This is a genomic window from Microbacterium sp. Root53, from assembly GCF_001426925.1.
Taxonomy (GTDB): domain Bacteria; phylum Actinomycetota; class Actinomycetes; order Actinomycetales; family Microbacteriaceae; genus Microbacterium.
The window spans coordinates 95,573-118,718 of sequence record NZ_LMFR01000023.1 but is presented as its reverse complement, the minus strand read 5'-3'; the positions used below and the strand labels follow the sequence as shown (position 1 = coordinate 118,718).

17 protein-coding genes and 1 riboswitch are annotated in these 23,146 nt (G+C 71.9%); of the genes, 6 read left to right on the top strand and 11 right to left on the bottom strand.

The window, feature by feature from the left end:
- Positions 1 to 3: 3 nt before the first annotated feature.
- Positions 4 to 1,251 carry a Bcr/CflA family efflux MFS transporter gene (locus ASD19_RS11445; protein ID WP_055992808.1) on the top strand — a complete coding sequence of 416 codons (1,248 nt, stop codon included), beginning with the start codon at positions 4 to 6 and terminating at the stop codon, positions 1,249 to 1,251.
- A gap of 38 nt (positions 1,252 to 1,289) precedes the next feature.
- Here the strand turns inward: ASD19_RS11445 and ASD19_RS11440 are convergent, their stop codons facing one another.
- From ASD19_RS11440 to ASD19_RS11430, 3 genes are all read right to left on the bottom strand, one after another.
- Positions 1,290 to 2,462, bottom strand: a complete 1,173-nt coding sequence (locus ASD19_RS11440; protein WP_055992861.1) for a 4-hydroxybenzoate 3-monooxygenase — start codon at positions 2,460 to 2,462, stop codon at positions 1,290 to 1,292.
- A 105-nt stretch (positions 2,463 to 2,567) separates the two neighbouring features.
- On the bottom strand, positions 2,568 to 3,281 hold the full coding sequence (locus ASD19_RS11435) for an IclR family transcriptional regulator (protein WP_235563042.1): 714 nt from the start codon (positions 3,279 to 3,281) through the stop codon (positions 2,568 to 2,570).
- 162 nt (positions 3,282 to 3,443) lie between these two features.
- The gene (locus tag ASD19_RS11430) at positions 3,444 to 5,300 is read right to left on the bottom strand and encodes a phosphoenolpyruvate carboxykinase (GTP) (protein WP_055992802.1); all 1,857 of its coding nucleotides are present in this window, start codon (positions 5,298 to 5,300) and stop codon (positions 3,444 to 3,446) included.
- A gap of 115 nt (positions 5,301 to 5,415) precedes the next feature.
- Between ASD19_RS11430 and ASD19_RS11425 the strand changes: the two genes are divergently transcribed.
- Positions 5,416 to 6,873 carry an XRE family transcriptional regulator gene (locus tag ASD19_RS11425; protein ID WP_055992800.1) on the top strand — a complete coding sequence of 486 codons (1,458 nt, stop codon included), beginning with the start codon at positions 5,416 to 5,418 and terminating at the stop codon, positions 6,871 to 6,873.
- Positions 6,874 to 6,930: 57 nt separating this feature from the next.
- On the opposite strand, the gene ASD19_RS11420 is transcribed toward ASD19_RS11425, so the two are convergent.
- Both ASD19_RS11420 and glyA read right to left on the bottom strand, forming a co-directional pair.
- Entirely contained in the window at positions 6,931 to 7,812 is an 882-nt protein-coding gene (locus ASD19_RS11420; protein WP_055992797.1) for a bifunctional methylenetetrahydrofolate dehydrogenase/methenyltetrahydrofolate cyclohydrolase, read from the bottom strand.
- Between the two features lie 2 nt (positions 7,813 to 7,814).
- Entirely contained in the window at positions 7,815 to 9,089 is a 1,275-nt protein-coding gene (glyA, locus tag ASD19_RS11415; protein WP_055992794.1) for a serine hydroxymethyltransferase, read from the bottom strand.
- A 35-nt stretch (positions 9,090 to 9,124) separates the two neighbouring features.
- Positions 9,125 to 9,208, bottom strand: a riboswitch (ZMP/ZTP riboswitch).
- 348 nt (positions 9,209 to 9,556) lie between these two features.
- Between glyA and ASD19_RS11410 the strand changes: the two genes are divergently transcribed.
- Positions 9,557 to 11,116 carry a sigma-70 family RNA polymerase sigma factor gene (locus ASD19_RS11410; RefSeq protein WP_055992791.1) on the top strand — a complete coding sequence of 520 codons (1,560 nt, stop codon included), beginning with the start codon at positions 9,557 to 9,559 and terminating at the stop codon, positions 11,114 to 11,116.
- 466 nt (positions 11,117 to 11,582) lie between these two features.
- Positions 11,583 to 14,090 (top strand): sigma-70 family RNA polymerase sigma factor, encoded by a 2,508-nt coding sequence (locus ASD19_RS11405; RefSeq protein ID WP_055992788.1) that lies wholly within the window; start codon positions 11,583 to 11,585, stop codon positions 14,088 to 14,090.
- An 8-nt stretch (positions 14,091 to 14,098) separates the two neighbouring features.
- Here ASD19_RS11405 and ASD19_RS11400 read toward each other — a convergent pair whose 3' ends face one another.
- From ASD19_RS11400 to ASD19_RS11390, 3 genes are read right to left on the bottom strand one after another with little or no spacing between them, the layout of a single operon-like run.
- The gene (locus ASD19_RS11400) at positions 14,099 to 16,030 is read right to left on the bottom strand and encodes a helicase HerA-like domain-containing protein (RefSeq protein ID WP_055992785.1); all 1,932 of its coding nucleotides are present in this window, start codon (positions 16,028 to 16,030) and stop codon (positions 14,099 to 14,101) included.
- 43 nt (positions 16,031 to 16,073) lie between these two features.
- A complete protein-coding gene (locus ASD19_RS11395) occupies positions 16,074 to 16,718 on the bottom strand; it encodes a phosphatase PAP2 family protein (RefSeq protein ID WP_055992782.1) in 645 nt (214 codons plus the stop codon).
- A 34-nt stretch (positions 16,719 to 16,752) separates the two neighbouring features.
- Positions 16,753 to 18,105 carry a multidrug effflux MFS transporter gene (locus ASD19_RS11390; protein WP_082543159.1) on the bottom strand — a complete coding sequence of 451 codons (1,353 nt, stop codon included), beginning with the start codon at positions 18,103 to 18,105 and terminating at the stop codon, positions 16,753 to 16,755.
- 105 nt (positions 18,106 to 18,210) lie between these two features.
- Between ASD19_RS11390 and ASD19_RS11385 the strand changes: the two genes are divergently transcribed.
- Positions 18,211 to 18,894, top strand: a complete 684-nt coding sequence (locus ASD19_RS11385; protein ID WP_055992778.1) for a DUF3105 domain-containing protein — start codon at positions 18,211 to 18,213, stop codon at positions 18,892 to 18,894.
- Positions 18,895 to 18,897: 3 nt separating this feature from the next.
- Positions 18,898 to 19,560, top strand: coding sequence for a DUF305 domain-containing protein (locus tag ASD19_RS11380; RefSeq protein ID WP_055992775.1), 663 nt, complete (start codon positions 18,898 to 18,900; stop codon positions 19,558 to 19,560).
- A gap of 95 nt (positions 19,561 to 19,655) precedes the next feature.
- Here the strand turns inward: ASD19_RS11380 and ASD19_RS11375 are convergent, their stop codons facing one another.
- From ASD19_RS11375 to ASD19_RS11365, 3 genes are read right to left on the bottom strand one after another with little or no spacing between them, the layout of a single operon-like run.
- Positions 19,656 to 20,591, bottom strand: coding sequence for a carbohydrate ABC transporter permease (locus ASD19_RS11375; protein ID WP_055992772.1), 936 nt, complete (start codon positions 20,589 to 20,591; stop codon positions 19,656 to 19,658).
- Positions 20,591 to 21,724, bottom strand: a complete 1,134-nt coding sequence (locus ASD19_RS11370; protein WP_055992769.1) for a carbohydrate ABC transporter permease — start codon at positions 21,722 to 21,724, stop codon at positions 20,591 to 20,593. The genes ASD19_RS11375 and ASD19_RS11370 overlap by 1 nt, the downstream gene beginning before the upstream one ends.
- 6 nt (positions 21,725 to 21,730) lie before the next feature.
- A complete protein-coding gene (locus tag ASD19_RS11365; protein WP_055992766.1) occupies positions 21,731 to 23,065 on the bottom strand; it encodes an ABC transporter substrate-binding protein in 1,335 nt (444 codons plus the stop codon).
- Positions 23,066 to 23,146 lie beyond the last annotated feature (81 nt).

Below are 23,146 nucleotides of genomic sequence, written 5' to 3'. Positions count from 1 at the left end.
CGGATGCGCCGCCCGCCCGGCACCCCCGCGGCCCGCCCCGAGCTGACCCCCGGGCTTCTCGGCGCGCTCGGCTTCGTCGGCATGGCGGGTGCGGTGTCGACCGACCTGTACCTGCCGGCGTTCCCGGACCTTCAGGCCCATTTCGGCGTCGGCGCGGCGGCCGTCCAGCTCACGCTCACGTCGTACCTCGTGGGGGCCGCGCTGGGCCAGTTCCTGGTCGGCACGATCTCGGACGCGCTCGGCCGGCGCCGCACGCTGCTCGTGGGCCTCGCGGTCTTCGCGGCCGCGGGCTTCGCCGCCTCGGCCGCCCCCACGCTCGCGTGGATCGTGGCCCTGCGGTTCGTGCAGGGGCTGTCGGGATCGGCGGGCGCGGCGCTCGCGCGTGCCGTAGTCGCCGACCTCGCGTCGGGCGAGCGGGCCGCTCGCGGCGTGAGCATCCTGATCGCGATGATGGGCCTCGGGCCGGTCTTCGGCAGTCCGCTCGGCGCCCTGCTCACGGGCTGGGGCGGATGGCGGGCTGCCCTGCTCGGGCTCTCGGTCGTCGCGACCGCGATGTTCGCGGTCGCGCTGCTGCTGATCCCGGAGAGCCTGCCGCGCGAGCAGCGGCATCCGGCCCGGCTGGGGCCGCTGCTCGCCAACCTCGCGCGCCTCGCGCGCGACGGCTCGTTCCTGGGTCACGCGCTCGCATATGCGCTCACCTACGCGGGGCTCATGGTCTACATCGGCGCCTCGTCGTTCGTCGTTCAGCGGGTGTTCGAGGCATCCGCGCTGGCGTACGCCTTGACCTTCTCGGCCGGATCCGTCGCCTTCGTCGCGGGCGCCTGGCTCAATGCCCGTGCGCTCCCGCGGCTGGGGGCGCAGGGCGCCCTGCGCGCCGGGCACGCGCTGTCCTTCGCGGCCGCCGCCGCGCTCGCCGCGCTCGCCGCGCTCGGGTCGCTCACGCTCTGGGCGTGGGTTCCGCTCGTCTGCCTCTTCACCGCGGGCTGCGCCGCGGGGATGTCGGACGCGTCCGCGCTGACGCTGGGCCGGGCCGCGTTCGCCGCCGGTTCCGGGTCGGCCGCGCTGGGCCTGTTCCAGTTCTCGATCGGGGCCGCGGCCTCGCCGCTCGGCGGCCTCTGGGGCGACCACACGGCCCTCCCCGCCGCCGCCGGCATGGCCGGGGCTACCGCGCTCGCGGCCGGTGCCGCGGCGATCGGGCGCAGGTGGGAGCGGCGAACCCGCACTCCCTCACCGACCCCGCGCGCGATCTGACGCGGACTCGGCGAACGGGTGCGGGTTCGCCGGACCGCTCAGCGCGCGAGCGACCACCCCGTGTAGGCCTCCGCGAGGTAGGCGCGGCCGTGCTCCGACTCGACCACGGAGCGCAGCTCCCCCACCTGCCGGCGGCGGTCGAAGTCGCTGGCATCCGGCACCACGTGGAGCATGCTCGTCATCCACCAGGAGAAGTGCTGGGCCTTCCAGATGCGCTCGAGGGCGCGCTCGGGGAACGCCTCGAGCGGCCGGTCGTCGCCCTCGAGGAGGAGCGCTCGGAGCGCATCCGCGAGCAGGACGACGTCCGCGACGGCGAGGTTCATCCCCTTGGCCCCGGTGGGCGGCACCGTGTGGGCGGCGTCGCCGACCAGCACGACCCGTCCGCGCAGCAGGCGGTGCGCGACGAAGCTGCGGAAACGCAGCACGTCGCGCTGGAAGATCGGCCCCTCGTGCAGCGTCGTGCCGGGAACGCGCTCCTGCAGCATGTCCCACAGCTCGCGCTCCGAGAACCGCTCCGGATCCTCGTCCGGGTCGCACTGGAAGTACATCCGCTGCACGGTGGCGCTGCGCTGGCTGATGAGCGCGAAGCCCGCGGGTGAGTTGCTGTAGATCAGCTCGTCGGCCGAGGGCGGCGCCTCGCACAGGATGCCGAACCACGCGAACGGGTACTCGCGGAAGTAGCCGCCATGGGCGCCGGTGACCGCCTGCCGCGTCACGCCGCGCGACCCGTCGGCGCCCACGACCACGTCCGCCTCGATCTCGATCCGCTCGCCGTCCGGGCCGGTCGCGAGCACGCGCGGCCGGTCGGTCTCGACATCGTCGACGGCATCGGCGGTCACGCCGAAGCGGATGTCCTGGCCCGCGGCGAGCCGCGCGGCGACGAGGTCCTTGAGCACCTCGTGCTGCGGGTAGAGCCAGACCGCGCGCCCCACGGTCGCGGCGAAGTCGATGCGGTGGCCCTCGCCCTCGAATCGCAGCTCGATGCCCTCGTGGCGATGGCCGACGGACAGAACGCGGTCGGAGGCGCCGCTCTCGGACAGGACCTCGACGGTCCCCTGCTCGAGGATGCCGGCCCGGATGGTCGTCTCGATCTCCTCCCGCGTGCGGGCGTCGATCACGATGGACGCGATGCCCGCCCGATCCAGCAGGTGCGAGAGCAGCAGGCCCGCGGGCCCGGCCCCGACGATGGCAACCTGGGTGCGCTCGGTCATGGTGTGCCCTTCCTCCTCGAAGCGGCCGGCGTCCTCACCGGGTCCGTCTTCCGAGTGTCGGATGCCGCCGCACTCCGTCGCGATCACGTGCCCGTTCAACGGGAATCAGGCGGGCGGCTCCTCCAGCGCACGCGTGATGCCGGCGGACGCGCGTCGCAGCTCGTCCGCGGCACCGGCGGTCGGGGCATCCCGCGGCAGCACGGCCGACAGGGCCGCGACGACGCGGCCACGCTCGCGCACGGGCACGGCGACCGCGGTCGACACCGGCTCTACATACCCGTGCGCCACGACCACACCCTCGCGCCGCACCCGCGCGAGGATCGCCCGGAGGGCCTCAGGATCGGTGACAGTCTCGGGCGAGACCGCGGGCAGGGGCCCGGACAGCACCCGCCGTCGGAGTTCCTCATCCGCGAAGGCGAGCAGCACCAGTCCGGCCGACGACGCATGCAAGGGCAGGCGCCCGGCCACCCGAGCGATGTTCGACACGGCATCCGGATGGGACAGCCGCTCGAGGAACAGGGTCTCACCCTGCTCGAGGACCGCGAGCTGCGTGTGCTCACGCAGGCGGGACTGCACCCGCTCCATGAACGGCAGCGCGGCCTGCCGCAGGCGGAGGGCCCGCGAGCCGCGCTGGGCCAGCTCCCACAGGTGCATCCCCAGCCGGACCTGGCCGCCCTCGTCTCGATCGAGGATGCCATTGTCGACGAGCTCCGCGATCAGCCGGTGCGCCGTCGAGGAGGGCAGTCCGGCGCGCCGCCCGATCTGCGTGGGCGTCTGCGCCGTGCGGTCGACGTCGAACGTCTCAAGCACGCGCACCATCCGTTGCGCGACGGACTCCCCGGACCGCGAATTCGCCACGGACTCACTCTGTCAGACGCATGAACGGCCCGCCCCCGGATCGGAAGAGGGGCGGGCCGTTCCACGTCGCGGGCTCCGGTGTGTGCGGCACCGGACGAGCCCGCGGCGAAGGACCGAGTGCGGTCAGTCCTTCGCAGCCTTGAGGCGGGTGCGGAGCGCGTCGAGCTGCGCACGCAGGGCCGCCGGGGTCTTGTCGCCGAAGAGCGAGTAGAACTCCTCGGTGAGGTCGGCGTCCTCGAGCCAGGCATCGGGGTCGATGGAGAACAGCTCGTCCAGGTCCTCCTGCGGCACCTCGATGCCGTCGAGGTTCAGTGAACCCGGAGCGGGGATGAGGCCGATCGGGGTCACGACCGCCTCCGCCTCGCCCTGCAGGCGGCGGATGACCCAGTCGATCACGCGCGAGTTGTCGCCGAATCCGGGCCACAGGAACCGGCCGTCCGCGCCGCGGCGGAACCAGTTGACCTGGTAGATCTTCGGGAGCTTCTCGGCTTTGCCGCCCATCTCGAGCCAGTGCGCCATGTAGTCGCCCATGTTGTAGCCGCAGAACGGCATCATGGCGAACGGGTCGCGGCGCAGCTCGCCGACCTTGCCCTCGGCCGCGGCGGTGCGCTCCGACGAGATGGTCGATCCGAGGAACACGCCGTGCTCCCAGTTGAACGACTCGACGACGAGCGGCACGTTGGTGGCGCGACGTCCGCCGAACAGGATGACGTCGAGCGGCACCGCCTCCTCCCAGTCGTCCGCGATCGAGGGCGCCTGCGCGGCCGAGACCGTGAAGCGGGAGTTCGGGTGCGCGGCCGGGCGGCCCGAGTCGGGCGTCCAGTCGTCGCCGCGCCAGTCGATCAGGTGGTCGGGCGCCTCGTCGGTCAGGCCCTCCCACCAGACGTCGCCGTCGTCGGTGAGCGCGACGTTCGTGAAGAGGACGTTGCCCCACAGCGTCTCCACCGCGGTGACGTTGGTCGACTCGCCCGTGCCGGGCGCGACGCCGAAGAACCCGGCCTCGGGGTTGATCGCGTACAGGCGGCCGTCCTCACCCGGGCGGATCCAGGTGATGTCGTCGCCGAGCGTCTCGACCTTCCATCCCGGGATGGTCGGGCGCAGCATCGCGAGGTTGGTCTTGCCGCAGGCCGACGGGAACGCGGCGGCCACGTGGTAGGCGCGGCCCTGCGGGTCGAGCACGCGGATGAGGAGCATGTGCTCGGCCATCCAGCCCTGGTCGCGGCCGAGCACCGAGGCGATGCGCAGCGCGTAGCACTTCTTGGCCAGGATCGCGTTGCCGCCGTAGCCCGAGCCGAACGACCACACCTCGAGCGTGTCCGGGAAGTGCACGATGTACTTCTCGTCGTTGCTGGGCCAGGCGACGTCCTCCTCGCCGTCGCGCAGCGGGGCGCCGACCGAGTGCACGGTGCGCACCCACGGCTTGCCCTCGGCGATCAGCTCCGTGACGGCGTCGCCCACGCGGGTCATGATCTCGATCGAGACGACCGCGTAGGGGCTGTCGGTCAGCTGCACGCCGAGCTGCGAGATCGGGCCGCCGATCTTGCCCATCGAGAACGGCACGACGAACATCGTGCGGCCCCGCATGGAGCCCTCGAACAGGGGGCGCAGCGTGGCGCGCATCTCGGCGGGCGCGACCCAGTTGTTGGTCGGGCCGGCGTCCTCCTCGCGCTCCGACGAGATGAAGGTGCGCGACTCGAGGCGGGCGACGTCGCCCTCGTCCGAGCGCGCCAGGTACGAGCCGGGGCGCTTCTCGTCGTTCAGCTTGATCAGCGTGCCGTCCGCCACCATCTGCTCGAGCAGCGCGGCGTTCTCCTCGGCCGAGCCGTCGACCCAGTGGATGCGGTCCGGCTGCGTGAGCGCGGCGACCTCGTCGACCCACGCAACGAGGGCGGCCATGCCCGGTCCGTCGATGTCGGGCTGGGCGCCGAACGATGCGAACTCCGTCGTCGCACGGGCGGTGGGGCTCTCGATGATGGCCATCCGTAGTTCCTAACCAAGAGGGTTGCGGGGGACTTCTCCAGGATGACCCCGCTCGGGCGCTCCTTTCCGACCAATCGGAGCAAAAGAATCCGGAATCTTTAGATATGATCAAGGAATGACCCCTCGTGACGATCACAAGAGCGGGATCGAGCTGAAGACGCTCGGCCACCGGATCCGGCACTACCGGCTGCAGCAGGGATTCACGCTCGACGAGCTCGGCGCCGCGGTCGGCGTGGCGGGCAGCCAGCTCAGCCTGATCGAGAACGGCAAGCGCGAGCCGAAGCTGTCGCTGCTGCAGGCGATCGCGGCCGCGACGCACACGGCGGTGACCGACCTGATCTCGGGCGAGCCGCCGAACCGCCGCGCGGCCCTGGAGATCGAACTCGAGAAGGCGCAGTCGAGCTCGGTGTTCCGCAGCCTCGGCATCCCCCCGGTGAAGGTCACCAAGACGCTGCCCGACGAGACGATCGAATCGATCCTCGGCCTGCACCGCGAGCTGCAGCGCCGCGAGAGCGAGGCGATCGCGACGCCCGAGGAGGCCCGGCGCGCCAACACCGAGCTGCGCCTGCGGATGCGCTCGCTCGACAACCACCTGCCGGAGCTGGAGCAGCTCGCCGAGCGGCAGCTCAAGGCCGCGGGCCATGTGCAGGGCGCCCTGACGCACCGCACGGTGAGCATCATGGCCGAGCAGCTGGGCTTCGAGCTCATCTACGCGAACGACCTGCCGCCGTCGACCCGCTCGATCACCGACCTCGAGAACGGCCGCATCTACCTGCCGCCCGCCTCCATCCCCGGCGGGCACGGCCTGCGCTCGATGGCGCTGCAGGCCATGGCGCACCGCCTGCTCGGCCACAAGCCGCCCACGTCGTACGCCGACTTCCTGCAGCAGCGCCTCGAGATCAACTACTACGCCGCGTGCTGCCTGATGCCGGAGGGCAACTCGGTGGCGTTCCTGCAGCAGGCCAAGAAGGACCGCAACCTCGCCGTCGAGGACTTCCGCGACGCGTTCGGCGTCACGCACGAGGCGGCGGCGATGCGGATGACCAACCTGCTCACGACGCACCTGGACATGCCGCTGCACTTCCTGCGCGTGGGTGAGGCCGGGCAGATCGAGCGCGTCTACGAGAATGACGGCCTGCCCGTGCCCGAGGACGTCACGGGCTCGGTCGAGGGTCAGATCGTGTGCCGCAAGTTCGCCGCGCGCGACGCGTTCGACCAGCAGAACCGCACGACCGAGCACTACCAGTACACCGACACCCCGGGCGGCACCTTCTGGTGCTCGACGCAGACCGGCACGAGCGACCACGGCGGGTTCTCGATCACGGTCGGCGTGCGCTTCGACGACGCGAAGTGGTGGCGCGGCCGCGAGACCCAGAACCGCGAGGTCTCGACGTGCCCCGACGAGAGCTGCTGCCGCCGGGCCCCCGCGGAGCAGGCCGCCCGCTGGCGCGACCGCGCCTGGCCGAGCGCCCGCGTGCACACGCACATCTTCGCGCCGCTCCCCCGCGGCCGCTTCCCCGGCGTCGACGAGACCGCGGTGTTCGAGTTCCTGGACCGCCACCAGGAGGCCTGATCCGCCCCACACGCAAGCGCCCCGGGACCGAGGTCCCGGGGCGCTTGTGCGATCTGCTCAGGCGATCGAGCGCTCGGCCGCCTCCACGACGTTGGTCATCAGGAGCGCGACCGTCATCGGGCCCACGCCGCCCGGGTTGGGCGACAGGAATCCGGCGACCTCGGCCACATCCGGGTGCACGTCGCCGAACACCTTCTGCTTGCCGGTCTCGGGGTCCTGCTCGCGGGTCACGCCCACGTCCAGCACGGCGGCGCCGGGCTTGACGTCCTCGGCCTTCACGAGGTGCTTCACGCCCGCGCCGGCGACGATCACGTCCGCCTGGCGCAGGTACGGGCCCATGTCGGGCGTTCCGGTGTGCACCTGGGTCACGGTCGCGTTCACGTCGCGGCGCGTGAGCAGCAGGCCCATCGGCCGGCCGATCGTGACGCCGCGGCCGACCACCACGACGTGCTTGCCCTTCAGGTCGTACCCGTTGCGGGTGAGCAGCTCGATCACGCCGCGCGGCGTGCACGGCAGCGGCGTCGTGATCGGCGAGTTGACGTTCAGCACGAGGCGCCCGAGGTTCGTCGGGTGCAGGCCGTCCGCGTCCTTGGCCGGGTCGATCCGCTCCAGGATCGCGTCGGTGTCCAGGTGCTTCGGCAGCGGCAGCTGCACGATGTACCCGTGGCACGACGGATCGGCGTTGAGCTCGTCGATCAGCGCCTCCACCTGCTCCTGCGACGCATCCGCCGGCAGCTCCCGCTGGATCGAGTTCATCCCGATCGCCTCGGACTGCTTGTGCTTCATCCCGACGTACAGCTGCGACGCCGGATCGGCGCCGACGAGCACGGTCGCGATACCGGGCGTGACGCCGCGCTCCTTGAGCACGGCGACCCGCTGGGCCAGCTCCTCCTTGATCGCCTTCGCGGTGGCGACACCGTCGAGCCTCTGCGCGACCACGCTTACTCGCCGAGACCGGGGTAGAGCGGGAACGCGTCGGCGAGGCGCGCGACGCGCTCGCGCAGCGCGGGCAGGTCGGCGCCGGGCAGAAGCGCGAGGGCGATGACGTCGGCCACCTCGGTGAACTCCGCGTCGCCGAAGCCGCGGGTCGCGAGCGCGGGCGTGCCGATGCGCAGGCCCGACGTGGTCATCGGCGGGCGCGGGTCGTTCGGCACCGAGTTGCGGTTCACGGTGATGCGGATCTCGTGCAGCAGGTCCTCGGCCTGCTTGCCGTCGATCGCGGCGTTGCGCAGGTCGACGAGCACCAGGTGAACGTCGGTGCCGCCCGAGCGGATCGTGATGCCGGCGTCCGCGACATCCTGCTGCGACAGGCGCTCGGCGAGGATCTTCGCACCGCGCAGCGTGCGCTCCTGGCGGTCCTTGAACGCGTCGGTGGCGGCGAGCTTGAACGCGGTCGCCTTCGCGGCGATCACGTGCATGAGCGGGCCGCCCTGCTGGCCCGGGAAGACGGCGGAGTTGATCTTCTTCGCGATCTCGGGGTCGTTCGACAGGATGAAGCCCGAACGGGGGCCGCCGATGGTCTTGTGCACGGTCGACGAGACGACGTGCGCGTGCGGCACGGGGCTCGGGTGCAGACCCGCGGCGACGAGACCCGCGAAGTGGGCCATGTCGACCCACAGGAGGGCGCCGACCTCGTCGGCGATCGCGCGGAACGCGGCGAAGTCGAGCTGACGCGGGTACGCCGACCAGCCGGCGATGATCACCTTCGGCTTGTGCTCGACGGCGAGGCGACGGATCTCGTCCATGTCGATCATCGACGTCTCGGGGTCCACGCCGTACGCCACGATGTCGTACAGGCGGCCCGAGAAGTTGATCTTCATGCCGTGCGTGAGGTGACCGCCGTGGTCGAGAGACAGGCCCAGGATGGTGTCGCCGGGGCGCGCGATGGCGTGCAGCACGGCGGCGTTCGCGGAGGCGCCCGAGTGCGGCTGGACGTTGGCGAACTCGGCGCCGAACAGGTCCTTCGCGCGCTGGATGGCCAGCTCCTCGGCGACGTCGACCTCCTCGCAGCCGCCGTAGTAGCGGCGGCCGGGGTAGCCCTCGGCGTACTTGTTCGTGAGCACCGAGCCCTGCGACTCGAGCACCGAGACGGGCACGAAGTTCTCGGACGCGATCATCTCGAGGAATCCGCGCTGCCGGTCGAGCTCGCGCTGCAGCACCTGCGCGATCTCGGGGTCGACCTCGGCGAGGGGGGCGTTGAACAGCGGATCGGTCATGGCGATCTCCAGACGACGTGCGGGTAGAAAGTGCTCGCATCGGCCCAGGCGTGCGGTCGAATGCCGTCTCGGTCGCTTCCCGGTGGTGCACCACCTCAACGCCAGTCGCGACACGCCCAGTGTAGCGGCTGCGGGGCGGCCGGCCGCGACGACCTGATCCCGCCAGGGGACGGTCGGAAGAGTCGGGGCCCGGAGCTCCTCCCCCGAGCAGTCCGGGCCCCGCACGGCAGCCGAACCCGAATCGCTGCTGTGCAGCCGGACGCGGATCCCCCTCGCATTCGCGTCCGGCGACGTCTTCATCAGGAGAGACGCACGGATGCCGGATCGGTCACGCGATTCGCCGAGAAATCCTCCGCAAGGTGCCCGCGCGCTACCTGGGCACCCGTTGGGAGATCCACGCGCGAGCGGGACAATCGAGGGGTCCGCACCCGGCGGCACCCGCCGGGCCATTCCGAAGCAGGTCCGCCGTGCACGCCAGCCCCGCCGATCCGTCGCCCTCCGACGCCGAACTGGCGCGCCGCTCGCGCGCGGGCGACGCGGCCGCCTTCGCGGCACTGTGGGCGCGTCACCACGGCGCCGCCCTGACGGTCGCGCGGTCGATCGGCGCCGGCACGGACGCCGACGATCTCATGCAGGAGGCCTTCGCGCGCGTGTTCGGCATCCTGCGTCGCGGCGGCGGCCCCACGGGACCGTTCCGCGCCTACCTGTTCACGGCCATCCGGAACACCGCCGTGTCGTGGGCGCGGGCCCGACACGACACGGCCGCGATCGAGGAGCTCGAGGCGGTGCCGGATCCGACGACCACCGAGGACGCCCTGCTGGCCGCCGACGACCACGGGCGGGTCCTCCGCGCGTTCCGCGCCCTGCCGAGCCGCTGGCAGGAGGTGCTCTGGTACTGCGAGGTCGAGGGGCTGGGCCCCGGTGAGGCCGCGCCGCTGCTCGAGATGACGCCGGGTGCCGTGAAGCAGCTCGCCTTCCGTGCACGCGAGGGCCTGCGTGAGGCCTGGATCCAGGCCCACGTGGCCACGACGGGCGACGGCGAGGACTGCCGCCGGACCATCGAGCGCCTGGGCGCCCACGCGCGCGGCACCCTCACGGCCTCGAGACGTGCGCGGGTCGACGCGCATCTGCAGGCGTGCCCACCGTGTGCAGAGGTGGCCGCGGAGGCTCGCCACGTGGGGACCCGCCTCGCACCCGCGCTTCTTCCTGCGCTGATCGGCTCCGCCGCCGCGGCAGCCTACCTGGCGCCGGCGGGGCGCGCGATGGCGGCCGCCTCCGCCCTCACGCCCCTTCCCGCCGCGCTGGCGCCCACGGGAGCGCTCACGATCGCCGCGTCGGGCACCCTCGCCGTCGGCGCGCTCGTGTCGACCGGGTTCGCGACCCTGGCGCTGGCCGGCGCCCTGGTCGGCGGGGCCGTGGCCGCGGCTCCCGTGTCGCCCGCGCCGGTCTCGGACCTCGCGACGACGCAGGCGCCGATGCCCGGAACCGCCACCCCACCGGTGGCCGAGACGCGATCGGCCGCTCCCGAGACGACGCCGGCACCGGCGGTCACGGCCCCTTCGGCGCCCGTCGTGGTGCCCCCGGCTCCCGAGCCGTCGCTCCCCGTGCCGATCGCACCGGCGCCCACGCCGCCCGGCGAGGTCACCGTCGCAGCGGAGGTCGCGGGGGTCGTCGATCTCGACGTGGCGGCCGGCGGCGACGGCGTCTCCGCCGGGGTGGACGCACTGGACTCGGTCCGGGGCGAGATCGCGATCACGGAGGACTCGGCGACGATCGACGGCTCGGCCGGGCTGACCGTGCCGGTCCCGGTCGACGCCGCAGTCGACGCCTCTATCGGCGCCTCGATCGACGCCTCGATCGGCGCCGGCGTCTCGGCGGACCCGAGCCCGGAGGCGGCGCTCGGTGCGTCGGTCGACGGCGAATCGCCCGGCGCGGCGGTCGATGCGTCGCTGGGCGCGCGCGTGGAGATCGCGGACGGCGCGGCGACGGCCGGCGTGGACCTCGAGGTCGCGGACCCGATCGGCTGACCGTGGGCCGCCTCGGCTCGTGTTCCGGGGCGGGGCGCGGAGGTTCCTCCCCAGGTCCTCCGCGCCCGCACCGCCCCGGCCGGTGGGCGGCACCTCGGTCGTGCCGCACCGGCCCCATCGTGAGAAACGGGGCCGAGAGCCCTCCCCCGAGAACCTCTCGAGCCCCGTTGCGCTGGGAATGGGCATCCCCGGGCTCCTGCCGTCCGCGAGCCCCCCGGCAACGCGGAGCGGACATCGGTGCTCTCACCCCAAGAGATGCGGCGACGGGGGATCTATTACGCGGGTTCCGGAAGTTTTTTCAGAACTCTCAGACAAGGGCCTCCGGAGCCCGGAATCGCCCGATAATCCGGCTCTCCGCTGGCGCGGACACCCGTGTCCGGGACACAATGGGAGCCGTGTGCGCGTGCCCGACGCGCCCGTGGCGGATGATCACAGGACCCGCCCTTCGCCTCGCCTGAGCAGGATCATGACCACGAACGAGACTCCCGACGCCCCGGAGACCGCGCCCGACGCGGATCTCGTGCTGCGTTCGCGCTCGGGCGACGGCGAGGCGTTCGGCGAGCTGTGGCGCCGCCACTACCGCTCCGGCATCGTCGTGGCTCGGTCGGTCACGTCCTCGATCGACCCCGACGACCTGGTGCAGGAGGCCTACGCCCGCATCTTCCAGGCCATCCAGCGCGGCGGCGGCCCGACGGGCTCGTTCCGCGCCTACCTGTTCACGTCGATCCGCAACACCGCCGCGGCGTGGGGACGCACGCAGAGCGAGCAGACGATCGACGAGCTCGAGACGCTGGAGGATCCCGAGTCGACCGACGAGGCGACCCTCGCCGCGCTCGACCGCAGCCTGACCCACACGGCGTTCCGCAGCCTGCCCACGCGCTGGCAGGAGGTGCTCTGGTACACCGAGATCGAGCAGCTCAAGCCGGCCGAGATCGCTCCCCTGCTCGGGATGAAGCCGGTCGCGGTCGCGCAGCTCGCGTTCCGCGCCCGCGAGGGCCTGCGCGAGGCGTGGATCCAGGCCCATCTGGCCACGGTCGCCGACGGCTCGGAGTGCCAGTGGGCGATCGAGCGCCTCGGCGCGCACACGCTGGGCAACCTCACCGCGAAGCAGCGCGAGCGCCTCGACAGCCACCTCGGCTCGTGCGCCCGGTGCGCGATCGTGGCGAGCGAGGCCAAGGAGGTCGGCAGCCGGCTCGCGCTGGTGCTCCTGCCGCTCACGATCGGTGTGTCCGCCACGGCCACCTATCTCGCGTCGCTGCAGCGCGACGACGCCGCGATCGTCGCGCTGGCGGCGATGCCGTCGAGCGTCGTCGAGGGCGCGGTGGTCGCCGGCGGCGGCCTGCTCGCCGGCGTCGGCGGCGCGGGCTCGTCGAGCTCGTCCGGGTCGTCGGCATCGTCGGGCACGGCCTGGACCGTCGGCGGACTGGTCGCCGCGGCCGCGGCCGCCGTCGCCGTCGCGGGCGCGGTCGTCGCGTCGGTCCTCAACCCGGGCGGCCCGTCGCCGACCACGGCGCCGTCCGCCGCCGACGAGGCCGCGCCTCCCGCAGCGGCTGTCGAGGCCGACCCCGCGCTGATCGACGCCCTCGCGAACGCCATGGACGACGCCGCCGAGCCCGCGCCCCCGCGAGCCACGCCCGCGCCGACGCCCACGCTCGAACCCGTGCCCCCGCGCAGCACCGCGCCCGTTGTGCGCTCGGCGCCTCCTGCGGTGGAGAGCGCGCTGCCCGCTCCTGCAGAGGTGGTGGATGAGGTCGTCGACGAGGTCGAGGCTCTCGATCTGGTGCTCGACGGCGCGCGGGTGCGCGACGACGGCACGGTCGAGCTCGACGTTCGCGGCGACGCCGATCGCGAGGTCGCCGTGTACGCGCTGTCGGACGCGACCACGGCGGGCGGCGGGCTGTCGGTCGGGGTCCCGCTCGCGGTGGCGATGGCCGGCACCGAGCCCGCGGTCGTCGGCACGCTCGGCCCGGAAGGCGCGGCCACGCTCGTGTTCTCGCTCACGCACGAGCAGGCGCTCGCCGACGTGACCCTCGAGGTCGCGTACACGAGCGGCGAGGGTGCTCCCGCGTCGCTCTCGCTGAACGGCCTGGGGATCCGGGATGCGCTGCTCGCTGCGCTCGCGCCGGAGGAGCGCGAGACGCCCCCGACGACTGATGAGCCGGTCCCCCCGACGGAGCTCGCGCCGATCGACGTCGTGGGCGTCGAAGCCTCGAAGGAGTCCGGCGAGGTGAGGATCGCCCTGCGCGGAGCGGTCGACGCGGACGCCGCCGTGACCGCCGGCGGCGCGCCTGTCGCCGAGGTGCGCTTCGATCCCGCGGGACTCGCCGCTGTGACGCTCGCGCCCGAAGTCCACGGCTACGCGCTCGACCTGGCGGTCGCCGTGACGTACCGGGAGACGGGTGACGCCGTCACCCGCAGCCTCGGCGACCTGCTGGCGGGGCAGGACATCCTGATCGACTCGGCGCTCGCGTTCGGGCAGGCGAACCGGGGCGCGCAGCCGGGCCAGATCGTGGTTCCACTCAGCGGCGAGCCGGATGTCTCGGCGCAGCTCGTCTTCGACGGCGCCGCCCAGACCGTGCGCTTCGACTCCGCCGGCCTCGCGTCCGCCGCACTGACGCCCTCTCCGCAGCAGTGGGACGCCGACGCGACGTTGAGCATCCGGTACACGTCCCCCGTGGCACAGCAAGGCGAGGCCCGCACGACGCTGTCAGCGGTCGCCGGGCACCTGGCCGCCGCGCCGCCGGCGCCGAGCCTGTGCGATGACGTGCCGCCGGGCCGGCAGCACTTCGTCACGAGCCTCGGCGACGTCGCCGGAGCGACGCTCGTGATCCAGCGCAAGGGCGGCGAGATCGAGACGCGACCCCTCGAGCTCGGGCTGTGCGTCGACGCCCGCGACACATTCGCTGTGGTCGCGGCCGACGGCGCCGAACTGCTCGGCGACGACCTCGTTCGGCTGCTTCTGCTCAGCCGCTGACCTGCACCTCAGCGGCGCCGGCCGGTGCCGAAGATGCCGCGGATCACGCTGTTGATCAGCGTCTGCGTCGTCCGCGAGCCGAGCACCTTCTCTATCGTCGACCTCTCGGCGCGCGACGACGTGCGCCGCGAGCCGCCCGAGGTCTTCTTGAGCAGGCGCTCGTACTCCTGCTGCGCCTTCCGCTCGGCGGCGGCGTTCGCCTTCGCGAGCTCGGCCTGCTGCTTCGCCAGCTCGGCGTCGACCTCGGCCTGCCGAGCCGCGGCGTCGGCCGCGTTCATCTTGGCCGTCAGGATCTCGTACGCCGACTCGCGGTCGACCCGCTCCCCGTACTTGGGCGTGAGCGGCGACGCGGCCACGGCCGCGTCGATCTGCGCCTCGGGCGTCGGCTCCATGAGGCCCTGCGGCGCGCGCACGCGCGTCCACGCGACCGGTGTCGGCGCGCCCTTCTCGCTCATCACGGTCACGATCGCCTCGCCGGTGCCGAGTTCCTGGAGCACGCGCTCGAGGTCGTATCCCGACTTCGGGTACGTCCCCACGGTCGCCCGCAACGCCTTGGCATCGTCCGGTGTGAACGCCCGCAGCTGGTGCTGCACGCGCGACCCCAGCTGCGCGAGCACATCCGGATGCACGTCCTTGGGCGTCTGCGTCACGAAGAACACCCCGACGCCCTTCGAGCGGATCAGGCGCACGGTCTGGGTGATGGCCGCGAGGAAGTCCTTGGACGCGTCCTTGAAGAGCAGGTGCGCCTCGTCGAAGAAGAACACGAGCTTCGGCTTCTCGGGGTCGCCGACCTCGGGGAGGATCTCGAACAGTTCGGCCAGCAGATACATCAGGAAGGTCGAGAACAGTTCGGGCCGGTCCGCGACGCCCGGCACCTCGAGCAGCGACACGGATCCCCGCCCGTCGGGCGCCATCCGCAGGAAGTCGGCGACGTCGAACTCCGGCTCGCCGAAGAACACGTCCGCGCCGCCCTCGGCGAACGTGATGAGCTCGCGCAGGATGACGCCCGCGGTCGCGCTCGAGAGCCCCCCGAGCTCCTTCAGCTCGGTCTTGCCCTCGTCGCTGGTCAGGTACGTCAGCACCGACCGAAGGTCCTCGAGGTCGACGAGCGGCAGCCCGTTCTTGTCGGCGTAGTGGAAGACGAGCCCCAGGCTCGACTCCTGCGTGTCGTTGAGCCCGAGGACCTTCGACAGCAGCAGCGGGCCGAAGCCGGTCACGGTCGCGCGCACCGGCACGCCCTTGCCGATGCCGCCCAGCGCGAAGTACTCGACCGCGGCCGCCTCGGGCTTCCAGTCCTGCCCGATGCCCTTCGTGCGGGCCAGGAGCTTCTCGCTCGGCTGGCCCGGCGTGGCCATGCCCGACAGATCGCCCTTGATGTCGGCGGCGAACACCGGCACGCCCTTGGCCGCCAGCTGCTCGGCGAGCCCCTGGAGGGTCCGGGTCTTGCCCGTGCCGGTGGCGCCCGCCACCAGCCCGTGGCGGTTCAGCATGCCGAGCGGGATCCGGATCTGGGCCTCGGGCAGCGGCTCCCCGTTGACGAGCGCGCCGATGTCGAGCGTCGTGGTCTCGAACGTGTACCCGTCGACGATCGCCCGCACGGCGTCCGCATCGAGCGGGCCCTCGGTCTTCGCAGCGGGTTCCGCCGACTCGGACGAGGCCGTGTCCGCCGGCTCGGACGAGGCCGTGTCCGCCGGAGCCTGCTCCACGGCTTCGGGAGCGTCCCCCGCGGCGGTCTCCGCCCCGGGCACGGGATCGGCCGGAGCGGTCTCCGGATCCGCGGCCTCCCCTGCCTCCCCCTGCGCAGCGGCGGCCTGGGCGGCGGCGAGCCTCGCCTTCGCCTCGGCGGCGCGCAGGGCGGCTTCAGCGGCCTCGGCTTCGGCCTGCAGGCGGGCGAGCTCGGCCTCGGCGGCGAGGACGGCGGGATCCTTCTCGGCGGTCATGCCGCCAGCCTAGCGACGGCCGGCCGCGCGGTGAGAGGGCGCGTCAGCCCCGTCCGCGGCGAGCGCGCCGCTCCACGACCAGGCCCCGCGAGAACGCGACGGCGACCAGCAGCGCGGCTCCGGCGCCGATCAGCGCGCCGCCGACCGTGTCGGTGAGCCAGTGCGCCGACAGGTACGTGCGCGAGAACGCCATGACGGCTGTCCAGACGCCCGCGATCGCCGCCATCCACGGCCGGGGCAGGATGACCCACAGCGCGATACCCAGCGTGGCGGCGTTGGCGACGTGGCCAGACGGGAACGACCCGACATCCACGGTCACCAGGATGTCCTCGGGCCGGGCGCGCCCCAGCACGTGCTTGAGCACCTGCACGAGCCCGGCGCTCACGAGGAGCGCGACGGCGAAGTACCCCGCGGCCCAGGGCCGCTTCAGCGCGAGCAGCAGTGCGAGGATCGCCAGCGGCACCCACAGGATGGCGTAGCGCCCGCCTCCCACGGTGTCCATGAGGAGCGAGAGCCGGAGCGCGGGTCCGTCCGGGGTGGCCGACAGGACGGCGTCCCACCAGATGTCGACCGGCGTCGGGTCCATGCCGGGGATCTGCAGGACGGCGCCGACCGCCAGACCGCCCGCGAGCAGACCCAGGCCCCACCACATCCACGTGCGTCGGGTGCGCGCTTGGCCGCCGCTCATGGCGCCCTCCTCCTCGATCGCGTCAGGGTTCAGGTCAGGGGTTCAGCATCTCGACCGTACGCGGCCGCACGACTGCCCAGAGCGTGATCACGGCGACGAGCGCGCATCCGATCATGACGACGGCCATGGACGTGCCCGTGATGCCCTCGGGCCCGGCGACCGCGCCGACGATCGGCGAGATGAGCCCCGCGACGCCCGCGTTGCTCGCGCCGAGCAGCGAGGCCGCCGTGCCCGCGGCCTTGCCGTGGCGGTCCAGCGCCAGCACCTGCACGCACGGGAACGTGAACCCGCACGCGGTCATGAAGAACCACAGCGGGATCGCGGTGCCCCACAGCCCCAGTCCCAGCTGGTCGAAGACCACGATCAGCGTCGCCGAGACGACGAGCACGACGGTCGAGAACGCCAGCACCCACTGCGGCCCGAAACGCGCCGCGAGGCGGGCGGCGACCTGGTTGCCGACCACGAGGCCCAGGGAGTTGCTCGCGAACAGCAGCCCGTACTGCACCTCGTCGAAGCCGTAGCTCTCCTGGAACAGGAACGGCGAGGCCGACAGGTACGAGAACAGCCCCGCGAAGGTCAGGCCTCCGATGATCAGCAGGCCGACGTACACGCGGTCCGTCAGCACCGAGCGATAGCGCTGCCACACGGTGCTCGCGCCGCGCTCGTGCCGTCGCTCGCGCGGCAGGGTCTCCGGGATCACGAACAGGGCCGCGAGGAGCATGAGCGCGCCGTAGGCGGCCAGCACCCAGAAGATGCCCTCCCAGGGCATCACCCCGAGCAGCATCGAGCCGATGAGCGGGGCGACCACGGGCGCGACGCCGGTCACGAGCGCGAGCCGCGACAGCATGACGACCAGGCGCTTGCCGCCGAACAGGTCGCGCACGATCGCCATGGCCGCGACCGCGCCCGCGGCCGCGCCGAAGCCCATCGCGACTCGCGACGCCCCGAGCAGCGCCAGGTTCGGCGCGACCGCCGCGGTCATGCTCGCCACGACATGGAGTGCGGTGGCGAGCAGCAGCGGCAGCCGCCGCCCGACCGTGTCGCTGAGCGGCCCGACCAGCAGCTGCCCGAAGGCGAAGCCGATCATCGTGCCGGTCAGGGTGAGCTGGATGGCCGCTTCGTCCGTCGCGAACGCGTCCTGCAGCAGGGGGAACGCCGGCAGGTAGAGGTCCACCGTGAAGGGCCCGAGGGCGGTCAGGGCGCCGAGCAGCAGCACGTACAGGAGACGGCGCGACGCCGGGATCGCATCGCCCGGGTGCAGGACGATCGGCGCGGTCGCCGGATCGGGTCCGAGCGTGCGGATCGCGCCGGTGGCGGGCGGGATCGGGATGGGGCCGGTGAAGGGGAGGGAGATCGAATCGGTGCGCGGGTTCGAGGCGTCAGGCACGGCAGGCTTTCGTCGGCGGCGGAAACATACATGCTACGCCCGCGGGGCGCCCCGGGGACCGGTCCCACTGAGCGGATCCCAAGCGGCACCGCATACGATTCTGTTATGCCCTCCACCCCGCGTTCCGGCAATCCGGCCAAGCAGGCTCAGCTCCAGCAGACCGCCAAGCAGCAGCGTGAGGCGAAGCGTCAGGAGAAGCTGGCCGAGTACCAGCGGCAGCTGAAGAAGCGCCAGCGCGGCAAGCTCGTGTGGTGGATCGTCGGCGGCACCGCGATCCTCGCCGTGGCCGCCATCGTCGTGGCCTCGCTCGTCACCGCCCCGCGCAGCTACACGGCCGGCAGCGAGGGCGTCGAGATCGAGGGCGTCGAGACCTTCGAGCTCGAGTCCGACCACGTCGACGGCGTCGTCGAGTACGAGCAGAACCCGCCCGCGGGCGGCCCGCACAACAGCGCGTGGCTGAGCTGCGGCGTGTACACGGAGCCGCAGCCGAACGAGAACGCGGTGCACTCGCTCGAGCACGGCGCGGTGTGGATCACCTACGACCCCGCGGTCGTGCAGGGCGCCGACCTCGACGCGCTGCGGGCCCTGGCGCCGCGCACCTACGCGATCGTCTCGCCCTACGAGGGGCTCGACACCCCCATCGCCGTCAGCGCCTGGGAGCACCAGCTCAAGGTCGACTCGGTCGACGACCCGCGCATCGCCCAGTTCATCGAGGAGTACTGGCAGGGCGGCACGGCACCCGAGCTGGGCGCCTCGTGCACGGGCATCGAGGGCCCCGGCAAGATCTGACCCATGTCGGATGAGGAGACCGCGCCGTACCGGCCGCGTCCCTGGGCGCTGATCGCGCTCGGCATCCTGCTCGTCGGCGGCACCGCCTTCGCGATCGGCCGGTTCTCGACCTTCGGCGGCGCCGAGCCGGGCCCGAACGCGGCCGACGTCGGCTTCGCGCGCGACATGCAGGTGCACCACGCCCAGGCGGTCGAGATGGCGATGATCGAGTACCGCGCCACCTCGGACGAGGAGCTGCGCCTCATCTCGTACGACATCGCGACCGCGCAGGCGCAGCAGTCCGGCCAGATGTTCGGCTGGATCGTCAACTGGGGTCTCCCCCAGCGCGGCTCGGATCCGCTCATGGCGTGGATGGCCGAGGACGGCGGCCACGACCACGGCGGATCGACGGGCGAGCCGGCGAGCGAGGACGAGCTGCGAGCCGAGATGGGCATGGCGAGCGACGCCGAGCTCGACGAGCTGCGGGCCGCGACCGGCGCCGAGCAGGACTGCCTCTTCACAGAGCTGATGATCCGGCACCACACCGGCGCGATCGAGATGGTGGACGCCATCCAGCGCCTCGGCGGCGACCCGGTCGTGCTGCGCACCGCCGAGGGCATGGCCGAGTCCCAGCAGCGCGAGATCCAGGCGCTGGAGTCGGTCCGCGCCCGCCTCGCCTGCGACTGACGCGCTCCGGCGCATCCGGCGCATGAAGAAGGCCCCCGGGACCCGTGCGCTCCGCGCGGATCCCGGGGGCCTTCCGTCTCGTCAGCCCTTCGCGCTCACCCCTTGGCGGAACCCGCCAGCAGGCCGCGAACGAAGTAGCGCTGCAGGAACAGGAACACCAGCAGCGGCACGATGATCGCGATGAACGCGCCGGCCGTGAGCAGGTGCCAGTCCTCGCCGCGCTGACCCACCATCTGCGCCAGCAGCTTCGTGATCGGAGCCACGTTGCCGTCGGCGAAGATCAACGCCACCAGCAGGTCGTTCCAGACCCACAGGAACTGGAAGATCGCGAACGAGGCGATGGCCGGCATGCTCAGCGGGAGCACGATGCGGAAGAAGATCTGCCCGTGCCCGGCGCCGTCCACGCGGGCCGCCTCGATCACCTCCCCCGGGATCTGCGCGATGAAGTTGTGCAGCAGGAAGATCGCCAGCGGCAGTCCGAAGATCGTGTGCGCGATCCAGACCTGCGCGTAGCCGGCCTGATCCGAGAACGCCTGGATGATCGGGAAGCCGAACAGCTCGCCCTGCGAGAACAGCTGCAGCAGCGGGATGAACGCCATCTGGATCGGGACGATCTGGAGGGCGAACACCAGCACGAACAGCAGGTTCTTGCCGCGGAACTCCATCCACGCGAAGCCGTACGCGGCCAGCGTCGCGAGGATCAGCGGGATGATCGCCGACGGCAGCGTGATCGCGAACGAGTTCACGAACGCGCCCAGCAGGCTGAGCCCGCCCGTCGAGGTGTTGAGCGCCTCGACGTAGTTCTCCGTCGTCCAGCCCCAGTTCTGCAGGGCCGTCCACCATCCGGTGGTCTGGATCTCCACCCGCGGGCGGAACGAGGAGACCAGGATTCCGAAGGTCGGGATCGTCCAGATCGCCGCGATGATGATCGCCGCGAGCGTCGCCCACGGCGACGTCAGCCGCCGCTTGGCTTCCCCGAAGGCGGGCGCCTTCGCCTTGCGGCCGGTCGTGATCAGCTCGGTCGCGGTCATCAGCGCACCTCCCTCTGGGCCTTGAGCTGCCTGGCGTTGTAGATGACCAGCGGCAGCACGAGGATGAACAGGATCACGGCGTACGCCGCCGACCTGCCCGGCTCGAAGCTGCGGAACTGCTGGTACATCTCGTTCGCCAGCACGGACGTGTTGTTCGCGCCTGCGGTCATCGTTCGGACGATGTCGAAGATCTTCATCGACGCGATCGCGATGGTCGTCAGCACGACGATCAGCGACGGCCGGATCCCCGGCACCACGACGTTCATGAACCGCTCGTAGCCGTTGGCGCCATCGAGCTCGGCGGCCTCCAGCTGCTCCGTGGGCACGCCCTTGATCGCCGCCGAGAGCACCACCATGGCGAACCCGGTGTAGATCCAGACGAACACGACGATGAGCGCGAGCGTGTTCCAGGGCTGCACCTGCAGGAACGGCACCGGACTGCCTCCGAGCCAGACGATGATCTGATTCACGAAGCCGATCTGCTCCGCATCCACCGGACGCGCCGTGTACATGAAGCGCCAGATGATCGACGCGCCCACGAACGAGATCGCCATCGGCAGGAACACGAGGATCTTGTAGACCTTCTCACCCCGTGTCTTGTCGATGAAGTACGCGTACACGAGCCCGATCACGGTCGAGACCACGGGCGCGATCAGCACCCACACGATCGTGTTCACGATCGTCCGGATGCCCTGCGGCTGCGTGAGGATCCACACGAAGTTGTCGAGCCCCACGAACGCGGTTCCCCGGGAGTTCATGGTCGAGGCGACGAGGGTCTGGATCACCGGCAGGACGAGGCCTACCAGCAGCAGGGCGAGCGCAGGGGCGAGGAAGCCGAACAGCTGGAACAGCGAGCCGACGCCCCCGCGGGAGCGCTGGTCGAGCCAGAAGAACAGCAGACCCAGCACTCCCGCGGCGGCGATCGCCCACCACCACGACTGCAGCGCCCACATGATCCCGAGCGGGATCAGGACGCAGGCGGCGAGCCGGGCGATGGTGTACGCCCGGCCCGCGCGCGGCGCGATCTCGATGAAGAAGAGCAGCACACCCACCGCGAACACGAACACCCCGATGATGATCGGGATCTCGAGCCACGGCGAGAGCGTGCTCAGCCATCCGAAGAAGTCGGCCATGTCGGGCTATTCAGCCGGCCAGCCCGACTCGATCTGCTCGAGCACCTGATCCGTGGGCGTGCCGTTCACCCAGTCGCGCATGCCCTGCCAGAACGAGCCCGCACCCACGGCCGAAGGCATCAGGTCGGAGCCGTCGAAGCGGAACGTGGTCTCCTCGTTCTGCAGGATCTCGATCGCCGCCTGCAGGATGGCGCTCTGCGCGTTGGCGGGGTCGAGGCCCTTGTTGGCGCTGATCACGCCGCCGAGCGAGACGCGCGAGTTGGCCCACTCGGGGCTCGACAGGTACTCCTGCACCTTGACGGTCGCCTCGTCGTCGCTGAACGCGCCGACGATCTCGCCGCCACCGGTGACGACCTCGCCCTCGGCACCCGACTCGAACGGCGGCAGCATGAAGGCCCAGACGTCGCCGTCCTCGCCCACCTCGCCGCCGGCGTCCACGATGAAGCCGTCGAGGAACGACGCCTGGTGCGTCAGCTTGCAGTCACCCGACACGAGCGCGTTCGCCACGTCGCCGAACGGCGTGGAGCCGATCGAGGAGACGTCGCCGAAGCCCGCGTTGACGTACTCCGGGTTGAGCAGGATCTTCGCCGTCTCGTCGAACGCGGCCTGGATCTGCGGGTCGGTGAAGGGCACCTCGTGCGCGACCCACTGGTCGTACACGTCCGGTCCGGCCTGGCGCAGGACGAGGTCCTCGATCCAGTCGGTGCCGGGCCATCCGGTCGCGGCGTCCGAGCCGAAGCCGGCGCACCACGGCGGCTGACCGTGGTCGTCGACCATCTGCTGGGTCAGGTCGAGAAGACCCTGCCAGTCGGTCGGGACCTCGTAGCCGTTCTCCTCGAAGAACGCCGGCTGGTACCAGATCCAGCCCTTCACGTTGGCCATCAGCGGCGCGCCGTAGACCGTGCCGTCGAAGGACGCGTAGCCCTCCCAGTCCTCGGCCCAGTGCTCGCGGAGGTTGGAGACGACGCCCTCGGGCGCCTCGAGCAGGTAGCCGCGGCTGGCCATGTCGGCCAGGAGGCCCGGCTGCGGGAAGATCGCCAGGTCCGGCGGGTTGCCGCCCTGCGCGCGCACGGCGATCTGCGCCTCGAACTCCTGCGAGCCCTCGTAGACGATGTCGATGCCGTTCTCCTCCTCCCAGTCCGCCCAGGACTGCTCGAGGAGCTCGGCCTCGGCATCCACGATCGTGCCGTAGACGGTGACCTCGGCGCTCTCGCCGTCGCCGCCCCCACCGCCGCCGCCGTTGGAGACACCCGGGCCGCTCGTGCAGGCGGCCAGCGTGAGCGCGGTGAATCCGATCCCCGCGGTGGAGAGGATCGCCCTCTTTCGAACTGCAGTAAACATCGTCTGCTCCCGTCGTGTTGTCACGATCAAACGGACCGTAGACCCCCAAAACTAGGAGCACCGTCCGGGGAGCACAACGTC

What these genes read in the sequence shown, in the direction of transcription:
- ASD19_RS11380 (WP_055992775.1), top strand. Translation starts at nt 18,898, where the DNA reads ATGTCGGATGAGGAGACCGCGCCGTACCGGCCGCGTCCCTGGGCGCTG.
- ASD19_RS11425 (WP_055992800.1), top strand. Translation starts at nt 5,416, where the DNA reads ATGACCCCTCGTGACGATCACAAGAGCGGGATCGAGCTGAAGACGCTC.
- ASD19_RS11365 (WP_055992766.1), bottom strand. Translation starts at nt 23,065, where the DNA reads ATGTTTACTGCAGTTCGAAAGAGGGCGATCCTCTCCACCGCGGGGATC.
- ASD19_RS11405 (WP_055992788.1), top strand. Translation starts at nt 11,583, where the DNA reads ATGACCACGAACGAGACTCCCGACGCCCCGGAGACCGCGCCCGACGCG.
- glyA (WP_055992794.1), bottom strand. Translation starts at nt 9,089, where the DNA reads ATGACCGATCCGCTGTTCAACGCCCCCCTCGCCGAGGTCGACCCCGAG.
- ASD19_RS11400 (WP_055992785.1), bottom strand. Translation starts at nt 16,030, where the DNA reads ATGACCGCCGAGAAGGATCCCGCCGTCCTCGCCGCCGAGGCCGAGCTC.
- ASD19_RS11435 (WP_235563042.1), bottom strand. Translation starts at nt 3,281, where the DNA reads ATGGTGCGCGTGCTTGAGACGTTCGACGTCGACCGCACGGCGCAGACG.
- ASD19_RS11375 (WP_055992772.1), bottom strand. Translation starts at nt 20,591, where the DNA reads ATGACCGCGACCGAGCTGATCACGACCGGCCGCAAGGCGAAGGCGCCC.
- ASD19_RS11430 (WP_055992802.1), bottom strand. Translation starts at nt 5,300, where the DNA reads ATGGCCATCATCGAGAGCCCCACCGCCCGTGCGACGACGGAGTTCGCA.
- ASD19_RS11440 (WP_055992861.1), bottom strand. Translation starts at nt 2,462, where the DNA reads ATGACCGAGCGCACCCAGGTTGCCATCGTCGGGGCCGGGCCCGCGGGC.
- ASD19_RS11370 (WP_055992769.1), bottom strand. Translation starts at nt 21,724, where the DNA reads ATGGCCGACTTCTTCGGATGGCTGAGCACGCTCTCGCCGTGGCTCGAG.
- ASD19_RS11395 (WP_055992782.1), bottom strand. Translation starts at nt 16,718, where the DNA reads ATGAGCGGCGGCCAAGCGCGCACCCGACGCACGTGGATGTGGTGGGGC.
- ASD19_RS11385 (WP_055992778.1), top strand. Translation starts at nt 18,211, where the DNA reads ATGCCCTCCACCCCGCGTTCCGGCAATCCGGCCAAGCAGGCTCAGCTC.
- ASD19_RS11445 (WP_055992808.1), top strand. Translation starts at nt 4, where the DNA reads ATGCGCCGCCCGCCCGGCACCCCCGCGGCCCGCCCCGAGCTGACCCCC.